Source organism: Mucilaginibacter sp. NFX135, assembly GCF_048565145.1.
Lineage (GTDB): Bacteria > Bacteroidota > Bacteroidia > Sphingobacteriales > Sphingobacteriaceae > Mucilaginibacter.
Map to the genome: position 1 here is coordinate 5,574,233 of NZ_CP183412.1, position 15,865 is coordinate 5,590,097.

Annotated in this window: 11 protein-coding genes; 9 read left to right on the plus strand and 2 right to left on the minus strand. The window is 42.2% G+C overall.

From position 1 onward, the window contains the following. Nucleotides 1-250: 250 nt before the first annotated feature. From ACNURT_RS23275 to ACNURT_RS23300, 6 genes are all read left to right on the plus strand, one after another. Nucleotides 251-628 (plus strand): BlaI/MecI/CopY family transcriptional regulator, encoded by a 378-nt coding sequence (locus ACNURT_RS23275; RefSeq protein WP_370999148.1) that lies wholly within the window; start codon nucleotides 251-253, stop codon nucleotides 626-628. Nucleotides 629-634: 6 nt separating this feature from the next. Further along, entirely contained in the window at nucleotides 635-2,623 is a 1,989-nt protein-coding gene (locus ACNURT_RS23280; RefSeq protein WP_419699696.1) for a M56 family metallopeptidase, read from the plus strand. Between the two features lie 69 nt (nucleotides 2,624-2,692). Next, the gene (recN, locus tag ACNURT_RS23285) at nucleotides 2,693-4,390 is read left to right on the plus strand and encodes a DNA repair protein RecN (protein WP_419699697.1); all 1,698 of its coding nucleotides are present in this window, start codon (nucleotides 2,693-2,695) and stop codon (nucleotides 4,388-4,390) included. 149 nt (nucleotides 4,391-4,539) lie between these two features. Further along, a complete protein-coding gene (locus ACNURT_RS23290; RefSeq protein ID WP_419699698.1) occupies nucleotides 4,540-5,352 on the plus strand; it encodes an enoyl-ACP reductase FabI in 813 nt (270 codons plus the stop codon). A 438-nt stretch (nucleotides 5,353-5,790) separates the two neighbouring features. Next, nucleotides 5,791-6,804: a hypothetical protein gene (locus tag ACNURT_RS23295; RefSeq protein WP_419699699.1), complete on the plus strand. Its 1,014-nt coding sequence runs from the start codon at nucleotides 5,791-5,793 to the stop codon at nucleotides 6,802-6,804. A gap of 143 nt (nucleotides 6,805-6,947) precedes the next feature. Then, nucleotides 6,948-8,399: an IS1182 family transposase gene (locus ACNURT_RS23300; protein ID WP_419698415.1), complete on the plus strand. Its 1,452-nt coding sequence runs from the start codon at nucleotides 6,948-6,950 to the stop codon at nucleotides 8,397-8,399. A gap of 217 nt (nucleotides 8,400-8,616) precedes the next feature. Here ACNURT_RS23300 and ACNURT_RS23305 read toward each other — a convergent pair whose 3' ends face one another. Next, nucleotides 8,617-9,015: a hypothetical protein gene (locus tag ACNURT_RS23305; protein WP_370999143.1), complete on the minus strand. Its 399-nt coding sequence runs from the start codon at nucleotides 9,013-9,015 to the stop codon at nucleotides 8,617-8,619. Nucleotides 9,016-9,177: 162 nt separating this feature from the next. On the opposite strand from ACNURT_RS23305, the gene ACNURT_RS23310 reads away from it, so the two are divergent. Next, complete coding sequence (locus ACNURT_RS23310) at nucleotides 9,178-10,293, plus strand: carboxypeptidase-like regulatory domain-containing protein (RefSeq protein ID WP_419699700.1); 1,116 nt, start codon at nucleotides 9,178-9,180, stop codon at nucleotides 10,291-10,293. Between the two features lie 59 nt (nucleotides 10,294-10,352). On the opposite strand, the gene ACNURT_RS23315 is transcribed toward ACNURT_RS23310, so the two are convergent. Then, nucleotides 10,353-12,887, minus strand: coding sequence for an ATP-dependent Clp protease ATP-binding subunit (locus ACNURT_RS23315; protein ID WP_370999141.1), 2,535 nt, complete (start codon nucleotides 12,885-12,887; stop codon nucleotides 10,353-10,355). Between the two features lie 535 nt (nucleotides 12,888-13,422). On the opposite strand from ACNURT_RS23315, the gene ettA reads away from it, so the two are divergent. Then, a complete protein-coding gene (gene ettA / locus ACNURT_RS23320) occupies nucleotides 13,423-15,105 on the plus strand; it encodes an energy-dependent translational throttle protein EttA (protein ID WP_370999140.1) in 1,683 nt (560 codons plus the stop codon). A 172-nt stretch (nucleotides 15,106-15,277) separates the two neighbouring features. After that, nucleotides 15,278-15,820, plus strand: a complete 543-nt coding sequence (locus ACNURT_RS23325) for a hypothetical protein (RefSeq protein ID WP_419699701.1) — start codon at nucleotides 15,278-15,280, stop codon at nucleotides 15,818-15,820. Nucleotides 15,821-15,865 lie beyond the last annotated feature (45 nt).

Below are 15,865 nucleotides of genomic sequence, written 5' to 3' on the forward strand. Positions count from 1 at the left end.
GTTGAGAAAAAATAAAAAAGAAAAGAAAAACCCCTCTATGCGCGCAGCGGAGAGAGGGGTGACGAGCGCAGCGATGTCGGGGTGAGTCGATTACCAAAGCGATATTCTGACAAACTTCTTTTGTCATTCCTCCTGTTTTCCGGGAAATAACCCCAATTCCCTTCCCCTCTGAAAATTATTTTCACAAAATCCTTGCAAATACGAAATCTATCGTAGATCTTTGTACGAAGAAATTCGTATTAAAAATAACATGGATATAAAACCAACAGAAAGTGAGCTGGAAATATTGCAGGTGATCTGGAATAAAGGCCAATGTACCGTACGCGATGTGCACGAGCAACTGGCCAAAACCAAGGACGCCGGTTATACCACTACGCTAAAGCTGATGCAGATTATGCACGACAAGGGTTTGGTTGAGCGCGACACTACCTCAAAAACGCATTTGTATAAAGCGCTATTTTCCCAGGAGCAGGCGCAAAGCAACGCTTTGGATAAAATATTGTCTACTGTATTTAAAGGTTCAACATCCGATCTGGTGATACAGGCACTGGGCCAGCACCGGGCATCGGCCGACGAGATTGACGCTATTAAAAATTTCCTTAACAAATTTGATCAGGATAAAAAATAAACAATCATGGAAAATCTGTTCTATAACGTAAGCCAGGTTTTAGGCATCACCATCATCCACTCCTTATGGCAGGGATTATTGGTATGGTTTGTATTGCACCTGTTATTTACCTGTGCGCCGTCTATGTCGTCGGTAAAAAAGCATAACCTGGGCATGGCCGGTATTTTTACCATCTGCGCCTGGTTTATCTATACCTTTATTGTACAGGTACAGCAGCATGTATGGGTCGATCTGGCCGCGATTAGTCCATCGGGCCTATTACCGCACTTTGATTTTCCGTTAAACGCAGCCACCCATGCCATCCCGGCAGCCCGCTTAAATTATGTTATTGAAGGATACCTCCCCTATGTTTCGGCATTGTACTTTGCCGGTCTGGTGTTTAACCTGCTCAGGATGGGGCTTAATCTGCAAAAATTAAGTCTCATAAAAAACACTATGATCCCTGCAGATGAAGTCCAGATCTATGTAGATAGTCTTTGTAAAAAGCTGCGCATCGGTAAATACGTAAGCGCTAATTTCAGCCGCATGGTTGATGTGCCCTGTATGATCGGTTTTTTTAAACCTATTATTCTTTTGCCCATTACACTCACTACCTATTTATCAGCAACCGAGATCGAGGCTATTTTACTGCACGAACTATCACATATTAAACGGAATGATTATCTGCTGAATATGATACAACAACTCATCACCGTATTACTTTTCTTTAATCCCTTTGCCCAATTAATTAACAAAATAATAAACCAGGAGCGCGAAAACCGCTGCGACGATCTGGTAGTACAAACCACAGCCCAACCCTTAATATATGCCCAGGCTCTTTTAAAATTAGAGCAAACCCGGCATATGGACCTGCGACTGGCATTGGCTGCTACCAGCAAAAAATATCCTTTATTAACCAGAATTGAACGTATCATGAAAACAACAAAACCAATAGGCAACATCCGCCACCTGCTTGTGGCCGTTGCCATAATGGCCGCCAGCATAAGCAGCATAGCATGGTTAAATCCAAGCATCAAAAACGGTAAGCTTTCTATTAAAAAAGTGGCGCTGGCGCTACCTAAAATTATTGCCGAACCAATTGACACTACTCATCGTAAATCGACCATCAAATCAAAAAAGATAATTGCTTATAAAAAAGACAAAGAAAGACAGGCTAATCACGAAAAACACCTGGCCGAAGCTTATGGCCTTAATGATGCCGAACTGAGCCGCTTAACCGCTGAGGTAACCAAACATGCCGAAGCCATGGGTAAATATTATAACAGTGAAGAGTTTAAAAAGCAGTCAGAATTGATGGCTCAAAAAGGTAAGGCAATGGCCGATTATTATAACCGTCCAGAAATGAAAGAACTGCACGAACGCCAGCAAAAAATAGCCGCCGATGTTCAAAAAGAATGGGGCGACGGCAGCGAAACCAAAGAACTCAGCGAAAAAATGCACCAGGCCGGCGAAAAAATGGGTGCCTATTTTAAGAGTCCGGAGTTTAAAAAAATGAACGATCAGCTTAAGAAAAAGTATGGCATACCTGATAACGACTATGTTGAAAACAACAAAGACGAAAATTACCGCAAATACCAGGATGAACTGCAAAGCAAAATACCAGCTGAGATAAAACAAGAAACCGACGAAATGAAAAAAATGGGCGAACAAATGCGCGCCAAATATGATTCGCCTGAGTTTCGGAAAAAGCAAGCCGAACTTCGGATGATGGGCGATAGCATGAGAAGGGCTTATAATAACCCGCAGATGAAGGAGCAACAAGCTGAAATGAGAAAGCTGGGCGAGCAAATGCGGTCGTTCCAGAACAATCCGGAGTTAAAAAGAGAAAAGGAATTACTTGAGCAGGCTTCAAAAAGATTGCACGAATATACCCAAAGCCCTGCGTTTAAGAAAAAGATGGCTGAGTATCGTAAACAAGCGTACAACTATAAATATGATTACAAGTACGATAATAAATACGATGCTGACGCTAAAGCAGATACCACCAATAGATAGTTTTAATATTAGCCCAATACACCGAATTTCGTAATTTAGTGTCCTTAATAAAATAAGGACACTTTTTTTATGCTTCAGAAGCTAACCATCAACAACTACGCTTTAATTGATAACCTGGAGATAAGTTTTGGTCAGAGACTAAACATCCTTACCGGCGAAACCGGAGCGGGTAAATCTATCATCCTGGGTGCTTTGTCGCTCATTTTAGGGCAACGGGCCGAGAGTCGTTACTTTTTTAACCAGCAAAAAAAATGCGTTATTGAGGGCCTGTTTAAAATTGACGGCTTTCATTTGAAATCATTTTTTGAGGATAACGACCTGGATTACGAAGCCGAAACCGTTCTGCGCCGTGAAATATCTGCCGATGGCAAGTCGAGAGCCTTTGTGAATGACACACCGGTTAATTTGACTGCGTTAAAACAACTGGGCGAAAAGCTGATCGACATTCATTCCCAACATGCAACGCTCGAAATAAATGATCCTGAATTTCAATTACTGGTGGTTGATTCCGTTGCCAAACACGCTGACTTGCTGAACGATTATCAAAGCAAATTCAAGGCTTACCGAAAATCGGTTACCCGGCTTAACGAGCTTATTGCCGATAGTGAGAAAGCAAAAACCGACCTGGATTATTTTCAGTTTCAGTTTGATGAATTGGAAAAAGCCGCCTTGCACCCCGATGAGCAGGAATTGTTGGAAAGAGAACTATATGCCCTAAACAATGCCGAAGAAATAAAACGCAACCTGTTTGGCGCCTACCACCTGATGCAGGAAGGCGAAGCATCGGCATTGGTACAGCTTAAAGAAGCCGGCTTGCAATTAGGCAATCTCGAAAAATTTGATACACAAATTGGAGAGTTGCATCAGCGATTAAGCAGCACCATTATCGAACTCAAAGATATCGCTGCCGAAATTGAGATCATTGAGCAACGTACCCAAACCAACGAAGTCCGCGTTGAAGAGATCAACACCCGCCTCAGCCTGATCTATAGCCTGCAGAAAAAGCACCGGGTAAATACCAATGCAGAATTGTTGGCTATTCAGGATGACCTGTCTGACAAGATCCAAAAAGTACTATTTAGTGACGAAGCGGTAGAGCAACTGCAAAAACAATTGACCGCCGACAGAGCCGAGCTGGAAAAACTGGCCGCGCAATTAACCGCTAATCGCTTAAAAGCTATCCCGGCTATTGAAAAACAGGTACTGGCAACACTATCCGAAATGGGCATGAGCAATTCGGCTTTGAAGATTGAACATGCCCCCCTGCCCCCTAAAGGGGGAGTTAGTGAATCTGCAAACTCACTAACATTAGATAAGACCGGCGCTGATCATATCAAATTCCTGTTCTCGGCAAACAAAGGTCATGCACTTGCCGAGATGAGCAAAGTGGCGTCGGGCGGTGAGCTTTCCAGGTTGATGCTGAGTATTAAGTCGCTTATTGCACAATACACTGCCTTGCCTACCATTATTTTTGATGAGATAGACACAGGCGTATCGGGTGAGGTAGCTAATAAAGTTGGACAAATTATGGAACACCTGGCCAATAATCTGCAGGTGATCACGATAACCCACCTGCCACAAATAGCCAGCAAAGGCCAGAATCATTATTTTGTTTATAAGGATGACTCGGCTGCTATTACCTATACGCGTATTAAACAGCTGGATCAACCAGAGCGTGTACTGGAAATTGCCAAAATGCTCAGCGGTGATAAACCCGGCGAAAGTGCGCTGCAAAATGCAAGAGAATTGCTTGGGAGTCTGCAGTAGATAGTTGGCAGTGACCAGTTTGCAGTTACCGATTGCCAGCTTGCGGTGGGCAGTAATTTTTTTATAACCGATACCAGCTGCAAACTGCCTACTGATAGCTGCAAACTGATTACAAACTAAACAATACTTCAATTATAAAAATAAAAAATATGGCTTATAATTTATTAAAAGGTAAAAAGGGGATCATTTTTGGTGCCTTGAACGATCAATCCATAGCCTGGAAGGTAGCGCAGCGCGCTGTAGAGGAAGGAGCCGAAATTGTACTCTCCAACGCTCCTATCGCTCTGCGTATGGGCGAGCTCAATAAACTGGCCGAAGAATGTAATGCACCCGTTATTGCTGCTGACGTAACTAATGGTGACGATATTAATAACCTGCTCACCAAAACACAGGAACATTTTAATGGTGGTGTCGATTTTATTTTGCACTCTATTGGCATGAGCGTTAACGTGCGCAAAAGCATTCCTTACACCGAAAACAATTACGATTTTACGCATAAGGGGCTGGACATATCCGCCTTGAGCTTACACCGCGTGTTGCAGGCAGCCATGAAAATGGATGTGATTAACGAGTGGGGCTCAGTAGTGGCCTTAACCTATATTGCGGCCCAGCGCGTGTTCCCGGATTATAATGATATGGCCGATAATAAGGCTTACCTGGAAAGCATTGCCCGTAACTTTGGTTATCAGTACGGTGTGAAAAAACACGTCCGCATTAATACGGTATCCCAATCCCCAACCCGCACCACAGCCGGATCGGGCGTAAAGGGTTTTGACGGCTTTATTAATTATGCCGAGAAGATGAGTCCGCTGGGTAATGCCAGCGCAGATCAATGTGCTGACTATTGCGTAACCCTGTTCAGCGATCTTACCCGTATGGTTACTATGCAAAACCTTTTCCATGATGGGGGTTTCTCTTTCACCGGCGTAACTCCGGCGGTTATTGAGCAGATGGAAAAATAAGGATTAAGCTTGAAAGCATAAAAAAGCTCCCGGTATTTACCGAGGGCACTGAAAAAGTGGCTATTTATCAAAAGAGGTTGTTTTCAAAATTGAAAACAACCTCTTTTTCGTTGACGTATTCGGGTAGGTGGTGGTGGAGAGTGATTTCGTACAGACGATTCTCAGCGCCTCCATTTTATCTGCAAAAGTGCCTTTTTAATTTTAAAGGACTTTTTCAGTGCCCTCGTATTTACCAGGAGCTTTTTTTATGTAATAATAATTTATAATTAAGCACTCTTTGTCAGAGCGATTCATTTTATTAATAATAAAATATCTTTATCTTAATATAAAATATAATTATTATTTTTATATTAGATATTAAATACTTTACCTAAGCCCGCCGATGCTATACTAACAACCTGGTTGGTAAGGTCATTTTTTAACTCTAAAAAACTATTTATGAAAAACACATCTGCAAGCTTAAGCGGCATTGTTGCACTTGCCGTATTATTTTTCTTTAGCTGTAAAAAGGCAGCTATCACCCCAATTAATCAATCACCCGATGCCTCAAAAGTAGCCACACAAGAGGACATGGTGATTACACCTTTCGGTGCAAGGCCTGCATCACAGGTGCATCAAATAGAAAGTGGATATGCCCTAACCTATCAGGGAAACCATTTGGTAAAAGTTCAAAGCCAAACGGGTAAAGTAGCCGAAGACTTTGGCGACCAGCTGGAGATACAGAAAGCTGCAGAGCAATCAAAGAAAACAACAAGCTTAAGTACTTCAGCTCTACCAGGCCTGGGCTCAGGCTGGATCACCTACGCGCAAAACGATGTGCCGGTATCGGGCATAACCGGATTTTCAACCGACTGGATAGTGCCATCTAACCCTCCGGCAAACAATGGCCAATTATTATACCTCTTTAACGGATTACAGGATGGCTTTAGTGCTACCTCGCATATTCTGCAGCCGGTTTTACAATATGGCAATAATGGTCGGTTTGGAGGTAATTACTGGACTATCAATAACTGGTATGTATCCTGCCAAACCTGTCCCGTATTTTATGGAACACCAATAACCGTTACACCTGGTACCGGCCTAACGGGCAATATGAGCGGAACTGCCGCAACTGGTGGAAATTACAATTACACATCCAAATTTTGGGAAGTTGACAACCCGACAGCTCCGGGCCCGCACCGCATTCATTATTACCCGGATAATAACAGCATAACGGTAAACAATGTACCAGAGATGCAGTATATATTTGAAACCATGGAAGCTTATAATATGCAACAATCTTCAAACTATCCGAATGGTGTATGCGCGATGACGAATATTCAGGTATTAACAGGTGGTGGCAGAAGGCCTGTCGTAGCCAACCTGAATTTTATTCCTTATAACGTTGTAACCGATGTTGGGCAGCACACTACAGTAGTTAGCAACCGGGAGGTTGACCTTTACTTTCATTAAAAACAGAACAGCTTCAATAAATAATAAAAAAGCTCCCTGAAATACGAGGGCACTGAAAAAGTCCATTTAGGCTATAGGGGTAGAAAATTTAGTTTTTCTGCCCCATTTTTTGTATCTTAAAGTGTCGAAAGAAAGATACCAAGATGCTTATTCAACAACAGCAGATCCAGTTCAGTGCATATTCAGGGTTATACGATCTGATCGTTCCGAAAGACAATCTTTTGCGGAAGATCAATGACCTGGTCGATTTTACCTTTATCTATGATGAACTGGTTAGTAAGTATTGCATTAATAATGGCAGGACAGCAGAAAGTCCTGTACGGATGTTCAAATATCTGCTATTGAAAACGGTCTACACCGTTTCAGATGTTGATGTGGTGGAACGTTCGCAGTATGATATGTCCTTCAAATATTTCCTGGATATGTCGCCCGAGGAAGGGGTTATCGATCCCAGTTCATTGACCAAGTTTAGAAAGCTGCGACTAAAGGATAATGATCTGTTAAACCTGCTCATCAATAAAACAGTCGCAATAGCCATTGAAAAAGGGATCATCCGTTCCAAGTCCATTATCGTCGATGCCACGCATTCCCTGTCAAGGTCAAATCCCTATTCAGCATTGGAGGTATTACGGGAGCGTTCAAAGCTGCTCCGCAAAGCGGTGTATGCCATAGATGAAGATATGAAGGCCGGTATGCCGGAAAAGAACACCACGGGCGAATTGGAAAAAGAACTGGCCTATTGTAGTGCATTGGAAAAGTATATTGAAGCCGATGGGCCGTTAAGCCAGATACCTGCGGTAAAAGAAAAGCTGAACCTGTTGAAGGAGACGGTGGCAGATACGCAGGAGCACTATACGTTATCCAAAGACAAGGATGCCAAAACAGGCCACAAATCGGCTGATAGCTCTTTCTTTGGTTACAAGACCCATTTGGCGATGACCGAAGAACGCATTATTACCGCTGCGGTGGTCACATCTGGTGAAAAGGGAGACGGCCCGGAACTTTCCAAACTTTTGAAGATCAGCCAGCAAAATGGCATTGAAGTAGAAACGATCATCGGCGATTCGGCTTATTCGGGAAAAGAAAATCTTGAAATGACAGGCGAACAAGATATCAAGATGGTGGCTAAACTAAACCCATCCATCACTCAGGGGGGCAGAAAAGAAGAAGACAAGTTCGATTTCAACAAAGATGCTGATATGTTCGTCTGCCCGGCAGGGCACCTATCCATTAGGAAATCGCGCGGAGGCAAAAAACACACCGGTACGAATCAAGTACATACCTATTACTTTGATGTTGAAAAATGCAAAGTCTGCCCATTGAGAGAAAACTGTTATAAACCCGGGGCAAAAACGAAGACTTATTCGGTCAGTATCAAATCAGACACACACCTTGGGCAAATGGCTTTCCAGGAAACGGAAGAATATAAAGCGGGCATCAAACACAGATATAAGATCGAAGCCAAGAACAGTGAGCTAAAAAACGTTCATGGTTACGACCGGGCGATAGCCTATGGCATTGAAAATATGCAGATGCAGGGTGCATTGGCTATCTTCACAGTCAATCTGAAAAGGATCATCAAACTGATAGCTTAAAACCCTTGAACAGAGATGATTAGCCATCCTCCAGCACCAAAATTGGCCCATATCAGCCTCAATGAATTACCTCCGCAAAATAATCAAAACAAAAAAAGCGACCAAGTAAAAGTTGCCTTTCTCTTGATCGCCTTTAGTGATCTTTATTATTGTATTACTTTTTCAGTGCCCTCACCAGGAAGCTTTTTTTATTTATTGAAATTTTTTCGGCTAATGGTTAAGGAACCAAAACTAATTTAAGTTTAAGAGCACCTGGATTTGCAGGAACAGCTCCAGTTGAACTCTGCGCATCAATGTATAAATGGCCCGCGGTATAATAAGTAACCCTAAAAGTGACATTATCATAAACATTAGGGATTTGCTCATATGAGCCATCACCATAATCGATATAAGCCAATACAGCTCCATTATCATTATAATAATCAGTAATATCTGGTACGGGTACATCTACGGTATAGCCATGCACAGAACCTTGGGCACTACTATTATCTACGTGCCACATATCGGCAGTGATGTTTGTAAAAACTGTCTTAGCACCTGGCGTTACATACTTTTTTGTACAAGATGTTGCTGCCAGTAAAATAGTACAGCAAACGAGAGTCAAGATTTTTTTCATAAATGAATGTATTGATTGTTGATATTTAGTAAAGACGCAAATGTCATTAAAAGGTTTAACGCTTTTTTGGTTATTTTATTTTTATAGCATAATAACTCTGTAATTCTATAAAGTAATAGAAATTTTACTTTATTAAACTAACTTTTTAGTTTAATTTTAGATATGCAGAAGTTCCTGTTGTTATTAATACTCTTATTTCCGTCGTTTTGTTTTGCTCAGTTAAAAATTAGTGGCAAAGTGATCAATCTTAACGACAAAAAACCGATATCCGATGCCAGTGTATTTTTAAACAATGCAAGCGTAGGCAACAAAACTGCTGCCGATGGCTCCTTCATCCTTACCAATGTGCGACCGGGCCAATATGACCTCATCATATCTGTGGTCGGTTATGAAACTTATAGTAAAGCTGTCAGCCTGGTGAATAATAACCTTGTGCTACCTGAAATTGGTTTGATCCCCAAAACTATTGAGCTTAACGAGGTAAAAATTAAGCCCAACCTCGATTGGGGAAAATATTATGACCTGTTTAAACGCCAGTTTCTGGGTACATCAGCCAACGCGGCGCAATGTAAGATACTGAACCCTGATTTGCTCAGCTTCGATTACGATGCTAAAACACATACGCTTGAGGCTTCATCTTATGATTTCCTGGAAATAGAGAATAAAGCCCTCGGTTATAAAATAAAATATAAGCTCAACCAATTTACTTATAATACTAATCGGGGTTTTTTGTATTATGATGGCATATCTGTATTTGAAGAAATGGCGGGCAGCAATTCAAAAATACGCAGGTGGAAAAAGAAAAGACAAACTGCCTACCTGGGCTCGCCGATGCACTTTCTGCGCAGCATTATTACCAACCAACTGCTGCAAGAAGGTTTTGAGGCTTTAAGACTTATCCGCAAACCTAATCCCGAATATAAGGGCGGCTCATTTGAGGATAAGAACAAATACCTGCAAACCCTGATCAGGCAGCCGCTTGATGTAAACACCTTTGCCAAACGCACCGATCAGCCTGGCCTATTCGCGCTGAGTTTTAATGATTGCCTGTATGTTATGTATAACAAAAAAGCCAGTAGCAACCCCCAACGTACACCCGATGTAGCTGATGTTGCCACATCCATAACCACACTGGATGAGCATGAGGCTTATGCTTTTTTTGACAACAACGGCATTATCCGCAACCCGCGCAGCATCATTTTTGAAGGCGACTGGACATCATACCGCTTTGCCGAAATGCTACCTGTAGATTATGAACCTATTGTGACTACCAAATAATTTATAAAACAAAAAACCCGGCTTGCGGCCGGGTTTTGATTATCTGAAAGCAGAAACAATTATTTCTGCTCTTCCTGTTCTGGTTTTTTGCTTTCGCCTTTTTTATCGATGATCTTGATCTCGCCAGCTTCTTTATCATAGTCAACCGCCATGATATCGCCTTCGCTCAGTTCACCTTTCAGTATTTCTTCGGCAATTGGATCTTCCAGATATTTTTGGATAGCACGTTTTAACGGACGTGCACCAAATTGCGAATCATAACCTTTGTCGGCAATAAACTCTTTAGCAGCTTCGGTCAGCTCAATTTTGAAACCTAAACCGTTAACACGGCTAAACAGGAACGCCAGTTCAATATCGATAATTTTGAAGATCTCGTCTTTACCCAATGAGTTAAACACGATCACATCATCAATACGGTTCAAAAACTCCGGTGCAAAAGCACGTTTCAAAGCATTTTCGATCACACCGCGTGAGTGTGTATCGGCCTGTAAGGTTTTAGCATTAGTGCTGAAACCTACACCCTGGCCAAAGTCTTTCAACTGGCGGGCACCGATGTTCGAGGTCATAATGATGATGGTGTTCCTGAAATCAACCTTACGGCCCAATGAGTCGGTCAGCTGTCCTTCGTCCAATACCTGTAACAGGATGTTGAACACATCAGGGTGAGCTTTTTCGATCTCGTCCAGCAATACAACCGCATAAGGTTTACGGCGCACTTTTTCAGTCAGCTGTCCACCTTCTTCATAACCTACGTAGCCCGGAGGCGCTCCTACCAAACGTGATACCGCGAATTTCTCCATATACTCGCTCATATCAATTTGTATCAGCGCGTCTTCGGTATCAAACATAAAGCGGGCAAGCTCTTTAGCAAGCTCTGTTTTACCAACACCTGTTGGGCCTAAGAAAATAAATGAACCGATAGGTTTTTTAGGATCTTTCAATCCCGCACGTGTACGTTGAATAGCACGGGTTAACTTTTTGATGGCATCTTCCTGACCAATGATCTTGCTGCCAACGGTATCGGCCATGTGCAACAATTTCTGACTATCGGCCTGGCCTACCCTTTGTACAGGGATACCAGTCATCATGGATACTACTTCGGCAACATTATCTTCGGTTACGGTGTAACGTTTTGATTTTGTTTCAGCTTCCCATAATGCTTTAGCCTGATCCAATTCAACTAACAGATTCTTTTCAGTATCGCGTAGCTGAGCGGCTTCTTCGTATTTCTGGCTGCGAACAACCTTGTTTTTCTCGATCTTGATCTGCTCAATCTTTTGCTCAATATCCAGTATGTTTTGTGGTACGTGGATATTGGTTAAGTGAACACGTGAGCCCGATTCGTCCAAAGCATCAATAGCTTTGTCTGGCAAAAACCTGTCGGTAATATAACGGGTAGTTAAGTTAACGCAGGCATTGATAGCTTCCGGGGTGTAAGTTACACCATGGTGCTCTTCGTATTTTTCTTTAATGCGGTTCAGGATCTCGATAGTTTCAACAGGAGTAGCCGGTTCAACCATTACTTTCTGGAAACGACGATCCAAAGCGCCATCTTTTTCGATGTACTGACGGTACTCATCTAAAGTAGTTGCGCCAATGCATTGAATTTCGCCCCTGGCCAAAGCAGGTTTAAACATGTTGGAGGCATCAAGCGAGCCCGAAGCACCACCAGCACCTACTATAGTATGTATCTCATCAATAAATAAAATAACATCAGGTGATTTTTCCAATTCGTTCATTACTGCTTTCATGCGCTCTTCAAACTGGCCACGGTATTTGGTACCGGCAACCAATGAAGCCAGATCAAGCGTAACCACACGTTTGTTAAACAACACACGTGATACTTTACGCTGAACTATACGCAATGCCAAACCTTCGGCAATGGCCGATTTACCAACACCCGGTTCACCTATTAATATAGGGTTGTTCTTTTTACGGCGTGATAAGATCTGCGATACCCTTTCGATCTCTTTTTCGCGACCAACAATAGGGTCAAGCTTTCCATCTTCGGCGGCACGGGTCAAATCGCGGCCAAAGTTGTCAAGCACCGGTGTTTTTGATTTAATGTCCGATACCTTTTTAGGCTGGCTAAAGGCTTCTTCTTCTTTAAAGTCGTCGTCGCCGCCGGTTGGTGAGCCGGGCATTTCGTCAGTTACATCATTTTTGTGCGATTCAACTTCACCTTTAAATACTTCGTAGTTTACATTAAACTGCATCAGTATCTGCGAAGCAATATTATCTTCATCGCGAAGTATAGACAGCAACAGGTGCTCAGTTCCAATTACATCGCTTTTAAATATCTTGGCTTCAAGATAAGTTATCTTTAGTACTTTCTCGGCTTGTTTAGTTAATGGGATACTGCCAATATGTACGTTTGTTCCAATAGTTCCTTTTACGGCATCTTCAACGGCACGGCGCAGTTTAGCTGTATCAACGTTTAAACCTTTCAGCAATTTAATTGCAACACCGTCACCGTCCCGGATAAGCCCCAGTAAAAGATGTTCAGTCCCGATATAGTCGTGCCCCAGGCGTAAAGCCTCTTCCCTGCTATATTGAATAACATCTTTAACCCTCGGCGAAAATTTAGCTTCCATATATACCTTTCTATTTATGAACGTCCTAATCTATTAATTTTGTTTTTACAAACCACGACGCTTGACTTAACATTTATCAACAATATTGCCAACATTTAATGGTTTGCAGAAACAGACATTGATATGATACGCAAGCTATTAAAGTTTAGCTTTATTATGCAACTTTTATTAAAAAATTCAACAAATAGCTGAATTATTTTACAATATACAAATCAAATACACCTGTTTGATACAAAAAATTCAAAATAGTTTAAACATATTAACATTTTTTCATGGCAAGCCGGTTATAACTGGTAATTTCGTCATTCAGCATGACATTTAGGCATTGCAACAATTCCCACACTGCCTATATGATATACGTAAAAACAACCCCAACAGTTGCTGTATTGTTTATGTTTAAACGCAATAATTATTTAACAAGTATGTGCAAGCAGCCTGATGCTGAATACTTAATTCAAAAATAGGATATCCGTCGCCTTTTTTCGGGGAATCCGCCAATTTTAACCATATTTGAATTTCTTTTTTAATCAATTATATGGCAGACGAAAAGATCATATTTTCAATGGCTGGGGTTAGTAAGGTCTACCCTCCGCAAAAAACAGTTTTAAAAAACATTTACCTCTCGTTTTTTTATGGTGCCAAGATCGGCGTTATCGGTTTAAACGGTTCGGGTAAATCGTCGTTATTAAAAATTATAGCAGGCATTGATAAAACCAATATAGGCGAAGTTGTTTTTTCGCCGGGATATACCGTAGGCTACCTGAGCCAGGAACCTGAGCTCGACCCGGAAAAAACCGTGCGCGAGGTGGTAGAAGAAGGCGTTGCCGAAACTACAGCCCTATTAAAGGAGTACGAAGAGATCAACGAGAAATTTGGCCTGGAAGAATATTACAGTGATGCTGATAAAATGGATAAGCTGATGGCCCGCCAGGGCGAACTGCAGGATCAGATAGATGCCGTGAATGCATGGGAGTTGGATACCAAGCTGGAACGTGCCATGGATGCACTGCGCTGTCCCGAGCCTGACACCAAAATTTCGGTACTGTCGGGTGGTGAACGCCGCAGGGTGGCATTGTGTCGTCTTTTGCTGAAAGAACCAGATGTTTTACTGCTGGATGAGCCTACCAACCACCTGGATGCCGAATCGATTGACTGGTTGGAGCAGCATTTACAACAATATAAAGGTACCGTGATTGCCGTAACGCACGACCGTTACTTCCTGGATAATGTGGCGGGATGGATCCTGGAGTTGGATCGTGGCGAGGGTATCCCATGGAAAGGCAACTACTCGTCATGGCTCGACCAAAAGGCCAAACGCCTGGCGCAGGAAGATAAAACCGAAAGCAAACGCCAAAAAACATTGGAACGCGAACTGGAATGGGTGCGCATGGGACCGAAAGGCCGCCACGCCAAATCGAAGGCCCGTTTAGGTAATTATGAAAAACTGGCATCGGAAGAAACTAAAGAGCGCGAAGAAAAGCTGGAGCTCTTTATCCCGCCAGGCCCGCGTTTGGGTAATGTGGTGATAGAGGCCAATGGCGTAAGTAAATCATACGGCGATAAATTATTGTTTGATAACCTGAGTTTTTCCTTGCCTCCGGCAGGTATCGTTGGGATCATCGGACCAAACGGCGCAGGTAAAACTACCTTATTCCGTTTGATCACCGGGCAGGATCAGCCGGATGCGGGTACTTTCCGTGTAGGCGAAACCGTCGCATTAGGCTATGTTGACCAATTGCATGACGACCTTGATCCTAACAAATCTGTTTGGGAAAACGTAACCGGCGGACTGGAAACCATTATGGTAGGCAACAAACCACTTAACTCCAGGGCCTATGTATCCAAGTTCAACTTTAACGGTGCCGATCAGCAGAAAAAAGTAGGCGTACTATCAGGCGGTGAGCGTAACCGGGTACACCTTTCCATCACTTTGAAAAAAGGGTCAAACGTATTGCTGCTGGATGAGCCCACCAATGATATCGACGTAAATACATTGCGCGCACTGGAAGAAGCCCTGGAAAACTTTGGCGGTTGTGCCGTAGTGATCAGTCACGACCGCTGGTTCCTGGATCGCATTTGTACGCACATCCTGGCTTTTGAAGGCAACTCGCAGGTTTACTTCTTTGAAGGAAATTACAGCGACTATGAGGAAAATCGCAAAAAACGTTTGGGTGATATAGCGCCAAAAAGGATCAAGTATAAGAAGTTGACGGTGTAACCCCCTCTAAATCTTCTACTAATCCATCGCGTCATTGCGAGGCACGAAGCAATCTCTATACTATACAGAGCGACTCTGTATGTCGGAGATTGCTTCGTACCTCACAATGACGCTTTAGTTATGGCTTTGCAAAGTTTTAATAACTTCGTCATATCTAAATGCCTTTCATAAAATGAGCCAGTTAAACTTCTTCCTAAACTCCAATGAAACTCTTAATATTTTAAATTCTCTTTTGGAAACTTATGAAATCGAGATTTTCAATGGCTGGTCCTTTGAAAATGAGTATCCGCAGGCCATCAAAAACATGACAAAAATGCAAGAATCTGGGATGCTAACTTTTTGGTTCAAAAATAAGTTTCAGGAACCGAAAGTTTCAATTTTAAACAGTGGAATTAATAAAGGTCGATTTTCATTTGATTATTATAAAGATCCTATCATAGAATTTAGAGATTGTAAAAGAACGTCATCCCTTATTTCTCCCGGACGCATTTTTTATAAAGCTGGCTGGGTCGAGGACGAGCAATTAAGAAACGAGCATAAAAAGTGGGCAGCGAAAATATCAAGACATATAGATAAAAAACTCAAGAAAATAGATGGATTTTGGCGAATTTCGGATGAAGTGGAAAATTGGGTAATGGAGGGAGGAAGCCTCGAATTAGGATTAGGAGGAAAGATTATTAATAAAGAAAATTTAAATATTCAAATAAAGCGTTAATTTTTAGACTTACGAAGTCTTGAAAACTTCAGTCTTCTTTATATT

What these genes read in the sequence shown, in the direction of transcription:
- ACNURT_RS23275 (WP_370999148.1), top strand. Translation starts at nt 251, where the DNA reads ATGGATATAAAACCAACAGAAAGTGAGCTGGAAATATTGCAGGTGATC.
- ACNURT_RS23280 (WP_419699696.1), top strand. Translation starts at nt 635, where the DNA reads ATGGAAAATCTGTTCTATAACGTAAGCCAGGTTTTAGGCATCACCATC.
- recN (WP_419699697.1), top strand. Translation starts at nt 2,693, where the DNA reads ATGCTTCAGAAGCTAACCATCAACAACTACGCTTTAATTGATAACCTG.
- ACNURT_RS23290 (WP_419699698.1), top strand. Translation starts at nt 4,540, where the DNA reads ATGGCTTATAATTTATTAAAAGGTAAAAAGGGGATCATTTTTGGTGCC.
- ACNURT_RS23295 (WP_419699699.1), top strand. Translation starts at nt 5,791, where the DNA reads ATGAAAAACACATCTGCAAGCTTAAGCGGCATTGTTGCACTTGCCGTA.
- ACNURT_RS23300 (WP_419698415.1), top strand. Translation starts at nt 6,948, where the DNA reads ATGCTTATTCAACAACAGCAGATCCAGTTCAGTGCATATTCAGGGTTA.
- ACNURT_RS23305 (WP_370999143.1), bottom strand. Translation starts at nt 9,015, where the DNA reads ATGAAAAAAATCTTGACTCTCGTTTGCTGTACTATTTTACTGGCAGCA.
- ACNURT_RS23310 (WP_419699700.1), top strand. Translation starts at nt 9,178, where the DNA reads ATGCAGAAGTTCCTGTTGTTATTAATACTCTTATTTCCGTCGTTTTGT.
- ACNURT_RS23315 (WP_370999141.1), bottom strand. Translation starts at nt 12,887, where the DNA reads ATGGAAGCTAAATTTTCGCCGAGGGTTAAAGATGTTATTCAATATAGC.
- ettA (WP_370999140.1), top strand. Translation starts at nt 13,423, where the DNA reads ATGGCAGACGAAAAGATCATATTTTCAATGGCTGGGGTTAGTAAGGTC.
- ACNURT_RS23325 (WP_419699701.1), top strand. Translation starts at nt 15,278, where the DNA reads ATGAGCCAGTTAAACTTCTTCCTAAACTCCAATGAAACTCTTAATATT.